Here is an 18,006-nt window from a genome sequence, read left to right on the forward strand (position 1 = left end):
GCAGTACGCAGTATCACGCGCAGCATCCACGACAAACCCCGCGCAGTGCCCGGTTCACGCGCCCGTGAGCCGACACTGGCGACGATCAGTCCCCTGAACCCGGGTGTGGCTGCCGGCTGTCCACAAGGTCGAAGTTATACCCAAGCCGGGAGCGCCGCCTGTGTATAACTTATTTTGAGCTTGTGACCTGCGGAAATACTCGCATGTAAGTTATCCACCATGTGGATAACATCTGTGGACAGACAATTTGAGCTGTCACAGAGTCCAATTTCGGCCCGGAGTCTGTTATAAGCCTGCGTCTCTTCCCGACGGTCTGCTCACAAACCCCCACCGGCGCCCTCACTGGGCCCCGGTTCGCCGGCCCTCACACAGCAGCGACCCGCCAGGCCTCAACCATCTGCCACGCACCCGCGGCAAGCATCACCAGCAGCAGTCCGGCGGCAGCGAGGGAGAAGACCGGCCCCGACCGCTTCTTCGGGACCAGAAGCGCGCCGCAGCCGAGCACGAAGCCTGCGATGAGTCCGCCGAGGTGGGCCTGCCAGGACACTCCCGCGACGAGGAATCCGTATCCGAAGTTGAGAGCGACGAACAGCACGACTCCGGCGATGTTCCGGTCGAGTGACCGCGTCGGGACCAAGAGGACTCCGATGATGGCGAAGACCGCACCGGAGGCGCCGATGTTGTTGGTCACCCAGTCCTGGGAGAAGGGCTTCGCGAGGACGAGGACCATGGCGGATCCGCCTATCGTCCCCAGCACATAGAGGACGAGGAAGCGCCAGTGGCCGAGGGCGCGCTCGACGAAGGAGCCGAAGAAGAACAGGCCGATCATATTGGCCAGCAGATGGAACGGGGAGGGCTGTTCGTGCACCAGCGCCACGGTCACCACCCGCCACGGCTGCTCCAGGACGAGTGCGGGCACGAAGCTGAGCCTGTGCACGAGATCCAGAGCGGGCAGCAGTTGGGCGAGGAACACCACGCCCGTGAGGATCATGATCGACCGGGTGACCAGCGGTGGGGACGCAGAAAGGGCCCGGCCGGTCTCCCGGGCCGAGCCCTCCTGAGGTGTGTCCATCACACCATGGTACTCAGTTCGGTGGCCTCAGTACTCGAGCGCTGCGAGTGCCGATGCTCACCGGCGAACGGTCTCAGCCGCTGATCTCGACCGACTCGAGCACCACGGGCTCGACCGGCTTGTCCATGGCCGCGGTCCGGACGCCGTCGATGTCGTCGACGACCTTCTGAGAGGCCTCATCGGCGACCTCGCCGAAGATGGTGTGCTTGCCGTTGAGCCATGGGGTCTCGGCGGTCGTGATGAAGAACTGCGAGCCGTTGGTCCCGCGTCCCATCTGCTTGCCGGCGTTGGCCATGGCCAGCAGGTACTTGCGATCGAACTGCAGCTCCGGATGGATCTCGTCGTCGAAGGTGTAGCCGGGGCCGCCGGTGCCGGTGCCCAGCGGGCAGCCGCCCTGGATCATGAAGTTCGAGATGACGCGGTGGAAGTTGAGTCCGTCGAAGAACGGACGCTTGGCGGGTTCGCCGGTGGCGGGGTCGGTGAACTCACGTTCGCCTCTGGCCAGCTCCACGAAGTTGGCAACGGTCTTCGGCGCGTGGTTGCCGAAGAGGTTGAGGGTGATGTCACCGTGGTTGGTGTGCAGGACTGCTGTGTGCGTAGAAGCTGTAGTCATGGGGTCATTCTTCCACGCCCGCGCGGGTTCCGCAGATTCGCACCGGTGGGATTGCGGACTCTGTCAGCGTATCCGCAGGCAATTTCATGTCGGGCGGGTGTCCGGAGGTTTGCACCGAGGCCGTAGACTGAGACTGATCAATTGACCGGCGACAAAGAGGATTGGGAATGTTCATGTCGAAGAAGTCAGCTCGAGATCCGTTAGCTTCGAAGCTCGATTCCGCGAAGCAGACGTCACTCCGAGTCCTGGCCGATGCCAGCGGAGCCGCAGCGCCAAAACTCCGTGATACCGCTGACAAGGCACGCCCTCAGGTCGAAGCCTTCGCTGAGAAGGCGCGCCCGCAGGTCGAAGCACTGGCCGATCGGGCCGAAGGTCTGGCCGAGCGGGCTCGTCCGCAGGTCGAGGCATTCGCAGACAAGGCGAACGATCAGGTCCATGCCTGGGCGGACAAACTCGAGGCCTACCGCCCCGAAGCCACCGAACGCGCCGGCAGGGTCGCGTCCAACGCCGCCAACTCCCTTGCAAACGTTGAGACCCCTCAGCTCATCGATGATCTGGCCGTGCGCGTGACCGGTGACAAGAAGGCCGTCAAGAAGGCCCGCAAGGCCCTGACGAATGCCGGAAAGCGGATCCAGAAGGACACCGCACGCAAGTCCGGCGGCGGCAAGACCGCAGTCGTGTGGACCCTGGTCATCGGTTCGGCGGCCGGAATCGGCTACTACGTGTGGAAGAAGGCGCAGCCGGTCGAGGATCCCTGGTCGACCCCGCTGCCCAACAACCGTCCGGCAGATGCCCGTCCGGTGGGTTCGACCCCGGCGTCCCATCAGGCAACGGCCCCCGAGGTCTCGCAGACCGCGGTGCCCGAGACGAAGTCCGCCGAGGCGGCCGCCGACTCCCCGTCAACCACAGAGGATTCGACTGCCGAGTCGGTCGAAGACAAGAACGCCAAGCACTGATCGGCTCGGCCGCACCGGCCGGGCACATCGAACGGCTCCCGTCGCTGACAGTTCGTCCACCTGCCTACGTGGACAAGCTGCCGGCGACGGGAGCCGTTCGTCATTCGTCGAGCACCTCGCGCCTGCCCGATGGACCACCTCTGCCGAACCGACCGGAGATCCGAGCGGCCAGCAGACCGCAGATCGTGAACGCGAGGGTCGCCGCGAGGATGAGCAGGATCGGCGCGGCCCATCCCGCGGTGACATTGCCCAGCCAGCCGGCGAACGGCGGAGCCAGCGTCGCGGCGAGATAGCCTCCGCCCTGCACCCGCGCCGAGGCGGATGCGGTCTCCCGATCATTTCCGGCGGTGCGGGCGATGATGGAGAAGATCGCGGTGAAGCCGCCGCCTTGGGCCACACCCCCGGTGATCGCCCACAGCACGTAGGCGTTCGGTGCCAGCAGCAGCCCGAGCGGCAGCGAGATCCACAGAACGGCGATGATCGCCACCGGGGCCCAGGGTTTGGATCGGGCCGCCAGCAAGGGCACTCCGAATGCGCCCAGGATGGCCGCGACCTGAAACAGTGAGGCGGTGCCGCCCGAAGCCGCCGAGCTCAGGCGTCCGGTGTCCGCGAGGATCGAGGGCAGCCATGTCGTGGTCGTGTAGTACGCGATCGACTGTCCGCTGAAGGTGACCACGAGCAGCGCGATGATGCGCCGAAATTCCACCGGGGCCTCTCGCCACGGCCGATTCGGACCACCGGACTCCGATGTCCGTGACGATTCGGTCGCGGCCTCGGACGGTTCGATCGCGGCCTCGGACGATTCGATCGCGGCCTCGGACGGTTCGCTGCCACGGATCCGGGTTCGGACGAGGAACAGCCAGAAGGCGAGTCCGATGACAGCCAAGGTGCCCCAGATGGCCACGGCCCAACGCCACCCGAAGGCGGCCGCCAGCGGTCCCGTGCCGAGCAGGGTGATCATGGAGCCGACGTTCATGGTCGCCGAATACAGACCGGTCACCATCGACACCTGGTTCCACGGAACCTCACGCCGGATGATCACCGGCACCGCGATATTGCCCAGGGTGATCGCGAATCCGATGATTCCGGTCCCTACGAGGACCAGCCACGGCGGTCCGACGGAACGCAGAACGGTTCCGACGAGGACGCCGGTGAGACAGGACAGCACGGTCGCCTCGGCGCCGAGACGACCGATGGTCTTCCCGGCGACAGGGGTGGCCAGCGCAAACAGTAGGACAGGCAGGCCGGTGAGGAGTCCCACCCCGGCCGCACTCAGCCCGGTGTCATCCCGGATCTCGCCGAGGATGGCCGTCGGGGCGATGATCGGTGCCCGCAGATTGATCGCCAGGACGACGATGCCGACGATCATCCACGGCAGCATCCGCCCGGCGGCGCGCGACGATGGTGTCACATGCGCTCGGGCACGCGGATGCCGAGGACTCCGAGGCCGGCTTCGAGGACCTCGAGGACCGTCTGGCTCAGACGCAGCCGGGAATCGCGGACCTCGGGGGAGTCGGCGATGAGGACCGGGCACTGTTCGTAGAAGGAGGTGAAGGACTGGGCGAGGTCGAACAGGTACGTGCACAGTCGGTGCGGCGCGGACCCGGCGGCCACCTCGGCGAGGACATCGGAGAACCCGAGGATGGACAGGCCCAGATCACGTTCGGCCGCCTCGCCGAGATGGATCGGCGCAGCCGCGAACGCATCGTCATCCGTCTTGCGCAGGATCGAGCGGATCCGTGCGCCGGCGTACTGGAGGTAGGGGGCCGTGTTGCCGATGGGAGCGAGCATGCGGTCGAGGTCGAAGGTGTAGCTCGTGTCGTGGGCGACGGAGAGGTCGGCGTACTTAACGGCGCCGATGCCGACTGCCTTGGCCACGACGGCTTCCTCCTCGGGGCCGAATTCGGCGTTCGACTCCTGGAGGGTGGTCTTCGCCCGTGCGATGGCCTCCTCGAGGAGTTCGGCCAGGCGCAGCGGCGCGCCGGAGCGGGTGCGCAGGATCTTCCCGTCGTCGCCGAGCACATTGCCGATCTTCACATGTTCGACGGCGACGCCCTCGGGCAGCCAGCCGGCGGCCCGAGCGATGGAGAAGACCATTTCGAAGTGCATGGCCTGCGGGGTGCCGACGACGTAGAGGACGCGGTCGGCGCCGAGTTCAGTCACCCGATGGCGCACGGCCGCGAGGTCGGTCGTGGCGTAGCCGTAGCCGCCGTCGGATTTGCGGATGATCAGCGGCAGCGGTTCGCCCTCACGGCCGGTGAAGCCCTCGGGGAAGACGCACAGGGCACCGTCGCTGATGCGGGCCAGGCCCTTGTCCTCGAGTTCGGCGCAGACCGCGGCGAGATCATCGTTGTACTTGCTCTCACCTGCAAGATCGTCATCCTGCAGGGTCACGTCGAGCAGCGAGTAGATGCGGTTGAAGTAGGTCTTCGAGAAGCCGACGAGGCGCTCCCAGAGTTCGAGGGTCGCCTCGTCGCCGCCCTGCAGTGACACGACGCGGGAGCGGGAGCGGGTGGCGAAGGCCTCGTCACCGTCGAACTTCGCGCGCGCAGCCTGATAGAAGGCGTTCGGGTTGTCCGAGATGTCCTGGGCCGTCTCGGATTCGATGCCGACGTCGAGGAGATGCTCGATGAGCATGCCGAACGGGGTGCCCCAGTCGCCGATGTGGTTCTGGCGCACGACCGTGTTGCCCAGGTATTCGTGGGTCCGTGCCAACGCGTCGCCGACGACCGTGGTCCGCAGGTGGCCGACGTGCATCTCCTTGGCGACGTTCGGTGCCGAGTAGTCGATGACGATGCGCTGCCCAGAACCGGCCGCACCTTTCGCGGCAGTGACCTCTGCGCTCTCGTCGACCGCGTCGCCGACCTCGACCGCACCGCCGACCTCGGTCGCACCGCCCCGGCTCAGGGTCGACGCCAGGAAGTCCGCGGTGAACGTGAGGTTGATGAAACCGGGGCCGGAGATCTCCGGAGTCTCGCAGATGCCGGCGAGGTCGAGATTGTCCACGATCGTGCTCGCGATGTCGCGTGGCTTGGACTTGAGCTCCTTGGCCAGGGGCAGCGCCACGTTGGCCTGGAAGTCGGCGAACTGACTGCTCCTGATCACGGGATCGCGTCGCTTGAAGTCCTCGCCGAAGGAGAGTTCGAGGGCGAGTGCGAAACGATCGTTGAGAAGCGAAGTCAATGATGGCATGAGACCATTCTATTGGTCGGGGGTCGACTGCGCCGCATGGGCCGCGTCACCTCGGCTCGCGAGCTTGTAATGTAGGTCACGTGACTCAGTATTCTTACCTCCGGTATCCGCACATCCATGGTGACCTCATCACCTTCACCGCCGACGACGACGTCTGGATCGCCCCCTCAGCCGGCGGGCGTGCCTGGCGTCTGACCTCGGACCATGTTCCCGTCCGCAGTCCGCGGATCTCCCCCGACGGCGCACACATCGCCTATGTGTCATTCCGTGACGGTCACCCCGAGCTGATGCTCGCCGAGGTGGCCTCCGGGTCCCTGCGACGGCTGAGTTGGCTGGGCGGGTCGACGACGACGATGCTGGGATGGACCGATGAGTCCCATGTTCTCGTCGGATCCAATGCCGGTGAGTTCGAAGTCCGCAACCATGTGGTGAAGTCCGTCGGCCTCGATGGCGGCGTCGAGCGTCTCTCGCTGGGTCGGGCCTCGGGGCTGGCCAGACACCACACCGGTGTCACGGCACTGTCCACCCCGTTCTCCCGTCCACCCGCACACTGGAAGCGCTATCGCGGCGGCACCGCGCCCAGACTGTGGCTCGATCGCGCCGGCGACTCCTCGGGGACGGGTGCCAGGTGGCAGCGCCTGCTCCGTGAGGAAGAGGCGTCGCTGACCGATCCGATCTGGGTCGGCGACTCGCTGGTCTTCACCTCCGATCGTGCCGCCACCTTCCCACACCATGCACACGAGCAGGCCAATCTGTGGATCTGGGACGGCCTGGCGACGCAGTCCGGCGCGACGGGCGGGACCGGCGCGACGGGCGGGACCGGCGGGACCGGCGGGACCGGGTCTGCGCGCGAGGGATCGGAGCAGGCCGCCGCCGGTGAACCTCGGCAGCTGACGTTCCAGACCGAGGCGGAAGGCTATGTTCGCGACGCGACGACCGATGGAACCCGCATCGTGTGGCACAGTCACGGGGAGATCCGAATCCTCGACAGCCTCGACGCGCAGATCCGAACCCTGAACGTGCAGCTTCCGGGGACCGGGGTGCAGCCGCTCAATATCGATTCCACGTCCAGCACGCTGAGCATCGTGCCTGATCACGCCGGCAATGCCTCGGTGGTGGAATGGCGTGGGAAGACCTTCTGGTTGGCCTACCGTGAGGGCCCGGCACGGGCGCTGTGCGCGGATTCGTCGATCCGCACCCGTGAGCCGGTGGTGCTCGGACAGACCGGACTCGCCGCCTACATCACCGACGTCGAAGGAGAGGATTCGATCGAGGTGCGTGCGATCTCCGGTGACAAGCCGCCTCGGCGCATCGGGGCGGGTGCCCTGGGACGTGTCCTCGACATGGCATCCGATCCGGCGGGCAAGACCCTGGCCACGATCTCCCACGATGGCAGCATCCGCCTCGTCGAGGTCGGCAACGGCAGGACCCGCCTCGTCGGTCATTCGGGTTTCGGGGAAGCCAGAACTCCGCGGTTCTCTCCCGACGGCCGCTATCTCGTGTGGTCGCAGCCGACCCAGGGCGAGGAGATGCTGGAGCGGCTCATGATCGTCGACACCAGGTCGGATCGTGAAGGTCAGGCGCTGACGAGTGGGAAGTTCAACGACTTCTCTCCGGCATTCACCGCCGATGGCAAGTATGTCGCGTTCCTCTCCGATCGGACCTTCGACCCCTCCTACAATCAGCATTCCTTCGACCTCTCGTTCAACGGTGTGACCAGGCCGTGGCTGCTGCCGCTGAGTTCGACCGAGCCCGCACCCTTCGGACCGAGTGCCGGCGGGTGGGCGATCGGCGAGGTCACCGATGAGTCCTCGAAGTCGGACAAGGCGAAGACTGTCGTCACCTCCGAGGCCGACCTGGAAGGAGCGGAGGAGAGGATCGTGGCGTTCCCCGTCTCCTCGGGCGTCTTCCGCAATCTGAAGGCGGCCGAGGGCGGTGTTCTGTGGATGCGCACCGGTGATGCCGAGGAGGGTGAGCTCGGCGACAAGCGCTCCGGCGATGCAGGCGAGAAGCCGAGCGAGGTGGTCCAATACTTCGACTTCGCCAAGCGCAAGCTCTCCACCGTGGTCGACAAGGCCGATGACTATGCCGTGACCGGTGACGGCAAGCTCATCATCGTCTCCGACGATGGGGGTGTGACGGTGCGGCCGGCCACCCGCAAGGTCGAAGCCGATGACGACGATTCGGTCTCCGTGGATCTCACTCGTCTGCGCTTCGAGCTCGACCAGCGGGCCGAATGGCTGCAGATGTTCGAGGAGAACTCCCGCATCATGCGCGACCACTACTGGCGCGCGGACATGAATGGGGTGAATTGGGAAGGTGTGACCCTGCGCTGGCGCCGGATCGCGGCGAAGGCGCTGACCCACGACGACCTCGTCGACATCCTGTGGGAGACCGTGGGCGAGCTCAACACCTCGCATGCCTATGTCTCTCCGCCCAGCCCGCCCGGTGACCAGTCGAAGAAGCTGGGCTTCCTGGGTGCTGACCTCGAGCGGACCGAGCAGGGCTGGAAGATTGCCCGCATCCTCCCCGGTGAGAGCAGCGATCCGGCGGCCAGGTCACCCTTGCGCCAGGCCGGTGTCGGTGCCCGCGAAGGGGATCTCATCGTCGCCGTGGGCGGTCAGCCCGTCGACGAGGTGCGCGGTCCCGCAGCCCATCTGGTGGGAGCGGCGGACTCGATCGTCGAACTCACCCTGCGACGGGGACGCAAGGATCGTGTGGTGGCGATCATCCCGCTGGCCAATGAGGAGAAGCTGCGCTACCAGGACTGGGTGCGTTCACGGCGGGAGTACGTGGCGAAGAAGTCCGGTGGCCGCCTCGGCTACGTCCATGTCCCCGACATGATGGCCGGCGGCTGGGCTCAGCTGCACCGTGATCTGCGGCAGGCGATGTCCGCCGAGGGCGTCATCGCCGATGTCCGATTCAACCGGGGCGGTCACACGAGTGCCCTGGTGGCCGAGCGCTTCGCCGACAGAGTCATCGCATGGAACGCCTCCAGGAACTACGACACCATGCTTCCCGACCCGGAGGACACCCGCCGCGGTCCGGTCGCCTTCCTCGCGAACGAGTTCTCGGGATCCGACGGTGACATCATCAACGCCCGTGTGCAGGCGAAGGGTCTCGGTCCCGTCATCGGCGTCCGCACCTGGGGCGGAGTCGTCGGCATCGACGGCCGCTACGACCTCGTCGACGGCACCGGAGTGACGCAGCCGCGCTACGCCTTCTGGCTCGAGGGCAAGGGCTGGGGTGTGGAGAACTACGGTGTCGACCCCGACATCGAGGTCGAGCACGACCCCTCGCAGCTATTCAGCGAGGACGATCTGCAGCTCGACCGTGCCATCGCCGAGGTGCTCGCCGGCCTCGACGAGACACCCGCAGCCACAGCCCCGGACTTCCCGGCCCCACGGGTCCAGTAGACACCAAAGCAGCGGGCACCCCGCGTCATTGTGGGCAGATGGTCCGCGTCATTGTGGGCAGATGGTCGATATCACGCGCAGATTCGACCATCTGCCCACAATCACATCGCCCAGCTGCGCACGACGCGACAGCTCAGCGCCCTTCGATCGCCACGAGCGACCAGAGACCGAAGGCCAGGAGCACGAATCCGGGGATGATTCCGCCGAAGATCGGGATGAACGCCGGGAGCGAGGCGAAGAAGGCGATGAAGCCGACGATGCCGCACAGGGTGACGACTGTGGCGAGAACGTGGAATCGGTTGAGTTTGAATACGTGGCCGAGCGCATAGAAGTGAGTGCCGACGACGAACGCCACCCAGGCCACTCCGAGCTCGGGGTGCCCCAAGCCGCTCAACAGGCGAGTGCCGCCGAAGAGCGCGAGCGCTTCGACCGCGACGATGATCCAGTAGCTGCGCCCGAAGGGGCCTGCTCTCAAGCCTACGGCCTCGCGAGTGCCGTCGTCCGGCATCGTCTGCTGGGTTGAGGCTCGAATCTCAGCGGTCTCGGTGCGCCCCATTCGCCGCAGACCTCGGATGGCGAAGACCGCGATGACGGCGAAGGCAGCGACGCCCAACACCAGCACGAGAATGCGGCCCAGAGTCGAGAACTGGGCACTGTTGACGATGAGGAACACGAGGCCGAACGCCCCGCCGATCAGGGAGCCGATCTCCGCACCGGCGGCCGGCTGGGGTCTGGTCTCGCGCGATTGAGTCATCACTGTCCTGTCGAGAGAGCACGGGCGCCACGGTCTCCGGTCGAGCAATCAGCGGGCAGAGAAGGCAACCGCCGGATCGCGAGGCTCGGTTCTGCATTCACATTCTCGCACCCCTCGCCGTCCATTGGCGCGAATCCGCCCAAGCACCTTCGAAACATCGCCGAAGTGGGTCTTGACCTCATTGGTGAATTGCGGTTCACTTAGTGTGAACTACGATTCATACTCCTTCGCGTCACGATCGAATCCGATCGGAGGAGTCCAACTTGAGGAGGCAACGATGCCGGACACACACGAATCCGCAGGCACCACACAGGAGTTCGACGACATCCTCTATGAGGTGGAGGAGTCGTTCGCGGTCATCACCATCAACCGTCCCGACTCGTTCAATTCCTTCCGCTCACAGACCGTCGATGAACTCATCGAGGCACTGACCCTGGCCTGGGGCGACAACCGAGTCCGCTCCATCATCCTCACCGGCTCCGGGCAGAAGTCGTTCTGTGCCGGCGGCGACGTCAAGCAGAAGGCGAAGACCGGAGACTACGGTCCCAGCCGATACGGCATGTTCCGCATCTCGGAACTGCACAAGACCATGCGCTCCGTGCCGAAGCCCATCATCGCCGCGGTCAACGGCGTCGCCATCGGCGGCGGCAACGTCCTCAACACTCTCTGCGACATCACGATCGCCGCCACACACGCCCGATTCGGACAGGCCGGACCGAAGGTCGGATCCTTCGACGCCGGGTACGGTTCAGCCTTTTTGGCCAGGATCATCGGTGAGAAGCGTGCCCGCGAGATGTGGTACTTCTGCGAACTCATCGATGCTCCGAAAGCCGAAAGCTGGGGGCTGGCCAATGAGGTCGTCGAGGCCGAGGAGCTCATGCCGCGGGCCAGGGACCGGGCACGTGCCCTCGGGCTCAAGGCACCCACTGCGCTGCGGTTCCTCAAGCAGTCCTTCAACGCCGATTCCGAGATGCAGACCGGTGTCACCAACCTGGCCATGAGTGCCCTCGACCTCTACGCACACTCACCGGAATCGCACGAGGGAGCGGAAGCCTTCGCAGAGAAGCGCGACCCCGACTTCAGCGGCTTCGACGGCGCTCACTGAGCCGCATCCGAGGTCAACCGGATCATCAGAGACCGGACCATCAGAACAGAGGATCACCGTGGACTTCGCAATCACCCCAGGGGCCGAAACATTGCTCGACAAGGCGGCAGCGTTCGAGGAACGCCTCATCTCCGAGGCACCTTCTCGCGAGGCCAACGGGCAGATCGGCACCGAGATCGCCCGCGAAATGGGCAGCGCGGGACTCATCGCACCCGAACTCTCGACCCACCTCGGCGGACAGAATCAGTCGAAGGTGACCGCCGGCTTGGTCACCGAGGCGGTCGCTCGAGGCGACCTCAACGTAGCGTATCTGCAGGTCGTGGGCTCACTGATGGGTCAGGTCATCGCCCGCAACGCGAGCGCCGAGGTGGCCGAGCACTATTGCCGTCTCATCACTTCCGGTGCCGGGACAGTGGCCATCGGCCTCTCCGAACCCGAAGCGGGTTCGGATGCAGGCAATCCTGGGACCACGGCCACACGTGATGGCGACGATTGGATCATCAACGGCACGAAGTCCATGTCACTGGCGCTGACATCGACGGCCACAGTCATCTTCGCCAGAACCGATCCGGACGCAACCAGAGGCAAGGGCATCTCCGCCTTCCTCGTCGACCTCGACTCCCCGGGAGTGACCCGCACGGCGATCGTCGATATGGGACAGTCCGCGGTCGCCCGCGGCTCTGTCGACTTCACCGATGTCAGGGTCTCGGCCGACCACCTCCTCGGCGCGGAGGGAGCAGCGTTCTCCCAGGTCATGCAGGGATTCGACTTCTCCCGGGCCCTCATCGGCCTGCAATGCACGGGCAGTGCCGGCCGAGCGATCGAGGACACCTGGGGATATGTGAAGGGCCGGGAAGCCTTCGACCAGCCCTTGTCGACGTTCCAGGGGGTCTCCTTTCCCCTGGCCGAGGCCGAGACGAAGATGGCCGCCGCACGACTCCTGTGCCTGAACACGCTCTGGCTCGGCGATGAGGGTCTGCCCCACACCTCGCAGGCGGCCATGTGCAAATGGTGGGCCCCGCTCGAGGCCTATCACGCCATCCACCAGTGCCTCCTCCTGCACGGCCAGAACGGCTACAAACAGGACCGAGACATTCAGAAACGACTCCGTGACGTGCTCGGCATGCAGATCGGGGACGGCACCGCACAGATCATGAAACTCGTCATCGCCAGGGAATCGGCCGGACGCGCCTACGCCCCCTGACAACCGCTTTCGTCGAAAGGACCACACCATGTCCGCACTGGACAACCGCATCATCATCGTCACCGGCGCCGCCTCCGGAATCGGCAAGGGCATCGCCACCCGTCTGGCCGCCGACGGAGCCACCGTCGTCGTGGCCGACCTCGACGAGACGAAATCCCAGGAGACCGCCTCGGCGCTGGGCAACGAATCCATCGGCCTCTCCGTCGATGTCACCGATCGGGCCAAGGTCGATGCCATGACCGCTGAAGTGATCGAGACCTTCGGACGCATCGATGTCCTGGTCAACAACGCCGGCTGGGACAAGGTCGAGCCCTTCATGGAGTCAACGGCCGAAACCTGGGATCGCGTCATCGCCATCAACCTGATCGGCACGCTCAACTGCACGCAGTCGGCTGCGGCCCACATGATCGCCGCCGAATCCGGGGCCGTGATCAGCATCGGCTCCGACGCCGGACGTGTGGGCTCGAGCGGTGAAGCCGTCTACTCGGCGGCCAAGGGCGGCATCATCTCCTTCTCCAAGACCTTCGCCCGTGAGGTCGCACGGCACAACATCACGGCCAACTGCGTCTGCCCGGGACCTGCCGACACCCCTCTGTTCGCCGAGATCTCGGAAGACAACCCGAAGCTGCGGACCGCACTGGAAAAGGCGATCCCGATGCGTCGCCTCGCTCATCCCCACGACCTGGCGAATGCCGTCGCCTTCTTCGCCCGTCCCGAATCCGCCTACGTCACGGGTCAGACGCTGTCCGTCTCCGGCGGACTCACCATGGCCTGAACCTCTCTCACCGAGTCACCGCACCGACCCGCAATCACCGGCACGAGACCAGAGCAAAGGAGCCCTGACATGCCCACCCGATTCGACACGATCCTCACCGACGCCCTCATCGAGGAATACACCTCGACCGGTGCGTGGAAGAACGCGACGCTGCTCGACCATCTCGACCACTGGACGAGTCAGACCCCCGATTCGGTCGTCTCCAGGGATCCCTATGGAAGCCACACGTATCGTCAGCTCTCAGCCGACGCCGAGGCGTGTGCCCGTGGCCTGATCGACCTGGGTGTGGCTCCCGGTGAAGTCGTGGGCATCCATCTGCCGAACTGGTACGAATGGCTGGTCATCCACCTCGGCGCGCTCAAGGCCGGCGCCGTCACCAACGGCCTCATCCCGATCTACCGGGATCGCGAGATCGGATATATGGCGAAGAAGGCGGCGGTCACAGTCCTCTTCGTCCCCAACCGGTTCCGCAAGTTCGACTACCCGGACATGGTCGACCGTCTCCGGGACGGTCTGCCAGATCTGCGCCACACGGTCGTCGTCGACGCGCCGGGGGAGGAGCCGTTCGTCGCTCGCGAGGGACTCGAGCGATGGGCCGACTTCCTCGATCGGGGAGACCACGGCTCGGTGGACGCGCCGAGTGCGAGCACCTCAGCGACGGACGTCGACTGGGACTCCCGGCGCCCCGCTCCCAATGATGTCGGTCTGATCCTCTTCACCTCGGGGACGACCGGTGATCCCAAGGGCGTCATGCACACGCACAACTCGGTGCTCTCGGCCTCCCTGCCATGGCCCGACAGTCTCGGCCTCGGACCCGATTCCGTCATCCACATGGCCTCGACCTTCGGACACCTCACCGGCTACATGTACGGAGTCTGCCTGCCGCTGCTCGTCGGCGGCTCCGGTGTCTTCCAAGATGCCTGGAACGGCGAGGAGTTCGCACGGCTGGTCGAGGAGTTCGGCATCGAGCACACCTCGGGTGCCACCCCGTTCCTGCACGACCTCATCGAGGCGGCCAAGACGACAGAACGTGACCTGTCGAGTCTCAGGCACTTCTGCTGCATGGGTGCCCCGATCCCTCGCGTCATGGTCCATGAAGCCAAGGAGCTGCTCCCGAACCTCAACGTCTTCGGCGGTTGGGGCCAGACCGAATGCGGCCTCGTCACCATGACCGCACCCGGCGACTCGGACGACAAGGTCACGAGCACGGACGGTCGCGCCCTCGGCGATATGCAGGTCCGAGTCGTCGACCCCCTCGGGGAGCCCGTCCCTTCCGGAACCGAGGGGAAGGTCCAGGTCAGAGGGCCGTTCCTGTTCGTCGGATACCTCAAGGAACCGAAGCTCACCGATCAGGCCTTCGACGGTGACTGGCTGGACACCGGCGATATCGCGGAGATGGATGCAGAGGGCTTCATCAAGATCGGCGGCCGCTCCAAAGACATCATCATCCGGGGAGGGGAGAACATTCCCGTCGCCTGTGCCGTGGTCACGCTGCGGGAGGGGCACACCTTCACCATGGACGACCTGCGCGAATTCTTTGCCGCCAAGGGTGTGACCAAACACTATTGGCCAGAGGCACTGCAGTGCCTCGATGAGTTCCCACGCACGCCGAGCGGTAAGATTCAGAAGTTCAAGCTCCGTGAGGAAGTGGTCACCACCCATGACAAGTGAGACGGACGATCTCAACGCCATCGTTCGCGGCGCCCGCGCGGAATTCCGCGAGAAGCAGATCGTCGATGCGGCCGTGAGCCTGATGCAGACGAAGGGCTCGCACGCGGTGTCGATGCAGGCGATCGCGAAATCCGCGGGCGTCAGCGTGGGACTGCTGTACAAGTACTTCTCGGACCGGGAGCAGATCGTGCTGGCCGCGATCACCCGGGTTCTCGACGACTTCCGGCTGCGCGTTCCTGCCGCCATCCAGAACGCCGACGATCCTGTCGATCGGATCATCGCGGCGTTCACCGAGTTCTGCCGGGTCGTCGACGAGCACCGGCTGGCGGTCGTTCTGACCTATCAGTCCTCCCGGTCTCTCTCACGCAGCGGTCTGCAGTCCATCCAATCCCAGGAGCTGGCGACCCTGCAGCCGCTCATCGACGTCGTCGACGAGGCCGCGGCGAGGGGCGACCTGCGGGAAGTCGACGCAGGCACGCTCGGCCACGACCTCATGACATTGGCGCACATGTGGGCACTCAAACACTGGTACTTCCAGCAGACGGGAGTCGGTCTCGATCGGTACATCGACCGGCAGGTTCGCACCGTGATCGTCGGCAACCTCAGCGATGGTGCACGCAGACGGGTGGGCCTGGACTAGGGTCGAATACCATCATGCCGCGGGTCGATACAGCAGATAGAGATATCCGTCTTCGGTGCCGAAGAGGGATTCCAGCTCGAGGTCGACCGGCGGCTCGAACTGAGCCCCACGCAGGATGGTCGTCTCGGTCCCGGCGACCAGGGTCGGGCTGCGGGTCAGACACAGCTCGTCGACGACTCCGGCAATCAGCAGATCCGTGAACAGCTGAGGACCGCCCTCGCTCACGATACGTGCGAATCCACGAGCTCGAAGCTCGACGATCGCCGCCTTCAGGTCCACGGACGATTGCCCGGCCACGATCACCTCGGCGACCTCGGCAGCCTCTGCTCGCGCCCGAGCGGGAGCGTCTGCGCAGGTGATGAGGATGGTCCTGGCCGAGTCGGGAGCCTCAGTGAACAGCGGCGCGGAGAGATCGAGGCCCAAGCTGTGTGAGACCAGCGCTATGGGTGCTGTGGGACTGCGGCCCTCGCGCAGATGCCGCCACTGCGGATCGTCCTCGGCGGGTCCGTAGACTTCGGTCCGGGCGGTGCCGGCGCCGACGAGGATGACATCTGCCAGAGCCCGGTTGAGTGCGAACAGCTGCTTGTCGACGTCATTGCCCAGCCCCCCGACGTGACCGGCAATGGTCGCAGCCCCGTCGACCGAAGCCACGAACACCGCCCGCACCCAGTGACCGGCATCGGTGGGAAACGCCAGGGCATCTGACAGACCCACACCCCGCACCTGGTCGGGCAAGAGCCGGTTGATCCTCGGATTCTCAGTCATCGCCACCTCGCTTCATCACACTGGTCGTCGAGTCTACGCTCGAACGGCTCGGGGTTGTCGCCGATCAGACCTTGCGTCTGACCTGTTCCGTCTTAGACTGACAGCAGCACGACAGATCGGCACCAACGATCAGTTTGCGAACGGGAGGACGATCATGTCAGAGCAGCACCGGGTGCAGGTGCGTCGAGCCTATGATGATCCGGTCAACAGCGACGGAACCCGAATCCTCGTCGACCGCATATGGCCGCGCGGGCTCAGCAAGGACAAGGCCCAGCTCGACGACTGGCTGAAGGATCTCGCGCGCCCTCGAGCGATCTGCGCAAGTGGTATTCCCACGACCCCGACAAGTTCGATGAGTTCTCCAAGCGCTACCGTGAAGAGCTCAAGGACGATGACCACGCCGAGGCGCTCGAACAGCTCAAGGACTATGCGAAGAAGGGCAAACTCACCCTCCTGACCGCCTCGAAGCGCGACGACATCAGCGATGCGACGGTGTTGAAGAAGGTCTTGGACGGGAAATAGTAACTCCCGCGATACGACCACCACCCGGGACACGACCGCGATACGACCACGACAGGACAGGTGCATGACATGGGCGAGACCGAATCAGGTGCACAGGGCATCGAACCGGACACACGCGACTGGGCCGACGTGCTGGAGACCGGCTGCGCCGAGTGCGGGTTCGTCGGCGACGAGGACGTCGCCGCGGTGGCCGGAGTCGTCTCCGCCTCTGCGGAGAGGTGGGATGAGGTGCTGGCCAGACCGAACGCCGGTCTTCGCTCCCGCCCGGACCGCTGGTCCGACGTCGAGTACGCGGCCCATGTCCGCGATATCCTCGACCTGTTCCGCGAGCGCACGCAGCTCATCGTCTCCCAGTCGGCACCGACGCTTCTGAACTTCGACGGTGATGCCGTGGCCCTCGAGTCCGATTACCGGAATCAGAACCTCGCCGAGGTGGCGGTGGGCCTGCGAGCGGCATCGTTGGCCTACGCCGCCGATCTGGCCCAGGTCACCGAGGAACAGTGGGAGCGCACCGGTTACCGCTCCGACGGACGCGAATTCACCGTCACTTCACTGACCCGGTACGGTCTGCATGAACTTCAGCATCATCTGCAGGACGTGGGTGCCTGAGCTCTGCCTCAGAAGAAGATGCCCCACACCAGAACGGCGATGACGACGATGAGGAACAGCAGCGACCACGGGCTGCCGAAGTTGAGCGTCCACCCGATGCCGAACCGCTTCGGTATCAGGAACGCCGGATCCCGGGGACAGAAGTAGAGGAGTCCGAGCCCTCGCCCGAATGCACGGATTCGGAGTATTCGTCGAGAAGTCCCCGGAGCCGATCGGTCATGAACCGGTAGTACTCTTCCATCTGCTCGATCCGTCGGCGCTGGACATCTGGCAGCGTTCGCCCTTCGTCCTGCACCGACTCCGCGAAGTCCAGCAGCTGAACCGTGGCGCGGAATTGGTGGTCAAGGCAGCCGATCCATGCGTCTGATCTCCACCGATAGACGAACTGTCGCTGTCCCGGCTCCTTGAATCGTTCGATCACGCCGTTGTCGATGAGCAGCCGCGTCGTCTCGGAGACCGAGCCCTTGCTGGCGTCGAGCGCCTCCTGCAGTGCCGCCATGCTCAGCGGAGCATCGCTGAGCATGAGAACACCTGCCGCGCGGCCGGCCATCGGAGGCCAGTTCATGGCATCGCCGATCCGGCGCCCGAAGCTCTCGACCAGTGACGCTTCGACGTCCGTGTTGCCCGTGTCCGCGATCGCTGCCAAGTCGGTCCCTTTCATGACAATTCACTCTGAACTGAACATTCACTATTGACTGAATGTTGTGATGTG

At 65.2% G+C, this 18,006-nt stretch carries 17 protein-coding genes and 1 pseudogene; 10 read left to right on the forward strand and 8 right to left on the reverse strand.

From position 1 onward, the window contains the following. Window positions 1-364: 364 nt before the first annotated feature. Together BKA07_RS02945 and BKA07_RS02950 are read right to left on the reverse strand one after the other, a co-directional pair. Entirely contained in the window at window positions 365-1,072 is a 708-nt protein-coding gene (locus tag BKA07_RS02945; RefSeq protein ID WP_167949584.1) for a rhomboid family intramembrane serine protease, read from the reverse strand. Window positions 1,073-1,145: 73 nt separating this feature from the next. Then, complete coding sequence (locus BKA07_RS02950) at window positions 1,146-1,685, reverse strand: peptidylprolyl isomerase (protein WP_167949585.1); 540 nt, start codon at window positions 1,683-1,685, stop codon at window positions 1,146-1,148. Window positions 1,686-1,858: 173 nt separating this feature from the next. Here BKA07_RS02950 and BKA07_RS02955 point away from each other — a divergent pair, with 173 nt between their 5' ends. After that, entirely contained in the window at window positions 1,859-2,641 is a 783-nt protein-coding gene (locus BKA07_RS02955; protein ID WP_245161812.1) for a hypothetical protein, read from the forward strand. Between the two features lie 100 nt (window positions 2,642-2,741). On the opposite strand, the gene BKA07_RS02960 is transcribed toward BKA07_RS02955, so the two are convergent. Both BKA07_RS02960 and argS read right to left on the reverse strand, forming a co-directional pair. After that, complete coding sequence (locus tag BKA07_RS02960) at window positions 2,742-4,052, reverse strand: MFS transporter (RefSeq protein WP_342448974.1); 1,311 nt, start codon at window positions 4,050-4,052, stop codon at window positions 2,742-2,744. Next, window positions 4,049-5,833, reverse strand: a complete 1,785-nt coding sequence (gene argS, locus BKA07_RS02965; RefSeq protein ID WP_167949586.1) for an arginine--tRNA ligase — start codon at window positions 5,831-5,833, stop codon at window positions 4,049-4,051. Before argS ends, BKA07_RS02960 begins: the two co-directional genes overlap by 4 nt. An 80-nt stretch (window positions 5,834-5,913) precedes the next feature. Between argS and BKA07_RS19685 the strand changes: the two genes are divergently transcribed. Further along, window positions 5,914-9,249: a PDZ domain-containing protein gene (locus tag BKA07_RS19685; RefSeq protein WP_167949587.1), complete on the forward strand. Its 3,336-nt coding sequence runs from the start codon at window positions 5,914-5,916 to the stop codon at window positions 9,247-9,249. A 133-nt stretch (window positions 9,250-9,382) separates the two neighbouring features. Here BKA07_RS19685 and BKA07_RS02975 read toward each other — a convergent pair whose 3' ends face one another. Continuing rightward, window positions 9,383-10,003 carry a hypothetical protein gene (locus BKA07_RS02975; protein ID WP_167949588.1) on the reverse strand — a complete coding sequence of 207 codons (621 nt, stop codon included), beginning with the start codon at window positions 10,001-10,003 and terminating at the stop codon, window positions 9,383-9,385. 277 nt (window positions 10,004-10,280) lie between these two features. Between BKA07_RS02975 and BKA07_RS02980 the strand changes: the two genes are divergently transcribed. The 5 genes from BKA07_RS02980 to BKA07_RS03000 all read left to right on the forward strand — a co-directional run bounded on the left by BKA07_RS02980 (window position 10,281) and on the right by BKA07_RS03000 (window position 15,398). After that, window positions 10,281-11,108 (forward strand): enoyl-CoA hydratase-related protein, encoded by an 828-nt coding sequence (locus BKA07_RS02980; protein WP_167949589.1) that lies wholly within the window; start codon window positions 10,281-10,283, stop codon window positions 11,106-11,108. A 58-nt stretch (window positions 11,109-11,166) separates the two neighbouring features. Next, the gene (locus BKA07_RS02985) at window positions 11,167-12,312 is read left to right on the forward strand and encodes an acyl-CoA dehydrogenase family protein (RefSeq protein WP_167949590.1); all 1,146 of its coding nucleotides are present in this window, start codon (window positions 11,167-11,169) and stop codon (window positions 12,310-12,312) included. 28 nt (window positions 12,313-12,340) lie between these two features. After that, window positions 12,341-13,087: an SDR family NAD(P)-dependent oxidoreductase gene (locus tag BKA07_RS02990; RefSeq protein WP_167949591.1), complete on the forward strand. Its 747-nt coding sequence runs from the start codon at window positions 12,341-12,343 to the stop codon at window positions 13,085-13,087. Window positions 13,088-13,156: 69 nt separating this feature from the next. Then, window positions 13,157-14,758 carry an AMP-binding protein gene (locus BKA07_RS02995; protein ID WP_167949592.1) on the forward strand — a complete coding sequence of 534 codons (1,602 nt, stop codon included), beginning with the start codon at window positions 13,157-13,159 and terminating at the stop codon, window positions 14,756-14,758. After that, window positions 14,748-15,398: a TetR/AcrR family transcriptional regulator gene (locus tag BKA07_RS03000; RefSeq protein WP_167949593.1), complete on the forward strand. Its 651-nt coding sequence runs from the start codon at window positions 14,748-14,750 to the stop codon at window positions 15,396-15,398. The genes BKA07_RS02995 and BKA07_RS03000 overlap by 11 nt, the downstream gene beginning before the upstream one ends. A gap of 12 nt (window positions 15,399-15,410) precedes the next feature. On the opposite strand, the gene BKA07_RS03005 is transcribed toward BKA07_RS03000, so the two are convergent. Continuing rightward, window positions 15,411-16,163 carry a pyrimidine reductase family protein gene (locus BKA07_RS03005; protein ID WP_167949594.1) on the reverse strand — a complete coding sequence of 251 codons (753 nt, stop codon included), beginning with the start codon at window positions 16,161-16,163 and terminating at the stop codon, window positions 15,411-15,413. Window positions 16,164-16,317: 154 nt separating this feature from the next. On the opposite strand from BKA07_RS03005, the pseudogene BKA07_RS19485 reads away from it, so the two are divergent. The 3 genes and pseudogenes from BKA07_RS19485 to BKA07_RS03015 form a co-directional block, all read left to right on the forward strand. Then, window positions 16,318-16,404: pseudogene (locus BKA07_RS19485) on the forward strand (DUF488 domain-containing protein); the annotation flags it as partial. Continuing rightward, window positions 16,404-16,685: a DUF488 domain-containing protein gene (locus BKA07_RS03010; protein WP_280712827.1), complete on the forward strand. Its 282-nt coding sequence runs from the start codon at window positions 16,404-16,406 to the stop codon at window positions 16,683-16,685. The pseudogene BKA07_RS19485 and the gene BKA07_RS03010, both read left to right, overlap by 1 nt. A gap of 69 nt (window positions 16,686-16,754) precedes the next feature. Then, complete coding sequence (locus BKA07_RS03015; RefSeq protein WP_167949595.1) at window positions 16,755-17,294, forward strand: DinB family protein; 540 nt, start codon at window positions 16,755-16,757, stop codon at window positions 17,292-17,294. A gap of 8 nt (window positions 17,295-17,302) precedes the next feature. On the opposite strand, the gene BKA07_RS19880 is transcribed toward BKA07_RS03015, so the two are convergent. Continuing rightward, the gene (locus BKA07_RS19880; protein WP_425339346.1) at window positions 17,303-17,482 is read right to left on the reverse strand and encodes a DUF5808 domain-containing protein; all 180 of its coding nucleotides are present in this window, start codon (window positions 17,480-17,482) and stop codon (window positions 17,303-17,305) included. Continuing rightward, the gene (locus BKA07_RS03020) at window positions 17,410-17,955 is read right to left on the reverse strand and encodes a GbsR/MarR family transcriptional regulator (RefSeq protein WP_167949596.1); all 546 of its coding nucleotides are present in this window, start codon (window positions 17,953-17,955) and stop codon (window positions 17,410-17,412) included. The genes BKA07_RS19880 and BKA07_RS03020 overlap by 73 nt, the downstream gene beginning before the upstream one ends. Between the last annotated feature and the right edge of the window lie 51 nt (window positions 17,956-18,006).

The sequence above is a fragment of the Brevibacterium marinum genome, from assembly GCF_011927955.1.
In the GTDB taxonomy this organism is placed as follows: domain Bacteria; phylum Actinomycetota; class Actinomycetes; order Actinomycetales; family Brevibacteriaceae; genus Brevibacterium; species Brevibacterium marinum.

Coding starts and splice junctions, on each gene's coding strand:
- BKA07_RS02945 (WP_167949584.1), bottom strand. CDS start 1,072: ATGGACACACCTCAGGAGGGCTCGGCCCGGGAGACCGGCCGGGCCCTT.
- BKA07_RS02950 (WP_167949585.1), bottom strand. CDS start 1,685: ATGACTACAGCTTCTACGCACACAGCAGTCCTGCACACCAACCACGGT.
- BKA07_RS02955 (WP_245161812.1), top strand. CDS start 1,859: ATGTCGAAGAAGTCAGCTCGAGATCCGTTAGCTTCGAAGCTCGATTCC.
- argS (WP_167949586.1), bottom strand. CDS start 5,833: ATGCCATCATTGACTTCGCTTCTCAACGATCGTTTCGCACTCGCCCTC.
- BKA07_RS02975 (WP_167949588.1), bottom strand. CDS start 10,003: ATGACTCAATCGCGCGAGACCAGACCCCAGCCGGCCGCCGGTGCGGAG.
- BKA07_RS02980 (WP_167949589.1), top strand. CDS start 10,281: ATGCCGGACACACACGAATCCGCAGGCACCACACAGGAGTTCGACGAC.
- BKA07_RS02990 (WP_167949591.1), top strand. CDS start 12,341: ATGTCCGCACTGGACAACCGCATCATCATCGTCACCGGCGCCGCCTCC.
- BKA07_RS02995 (WP_167949592.1), top strand. CDS start 13,157: ATGCCCACCCGATTCGACACGATCCTCACCGACGCCCTCATCGAGGAA.
- BKA07_RS03000 (WP_167949593.1), top strand. CDS start 14,748: ATGACAAGTGAGACGGACGATCTCAACGCCATCGTTCGCGGCGCCCGC.
- BKA07_RS03005 (WP_167949594.1), bottom strand. CDS start 16,163: ATGACTGAGAATCCGAGGATCAACCGGCTCTTGCCCGACCAGGTGCGG.
- BKA07_RS03010 (WP_280712827.1), top strand. CDS start 16,404: ATGGCCGCGCGGGCTCAGCAAGGACAAGGCCCAGCTCGACGACTGGCT.
- BKA07_RS03015 (WP_167949595.1), top strand. CDS start 16,755: ATGGGCGAGACCGAATCAGGTGCACAGGGCATCGAACCGGACACACGC.
- BKA07_RS03020 (WP_167949596.1), bottom strand. CDS start 17,955: ATGAAAGGGACCGACTTGGCAGCGATCGCGGACACGGGCAACACGGAC.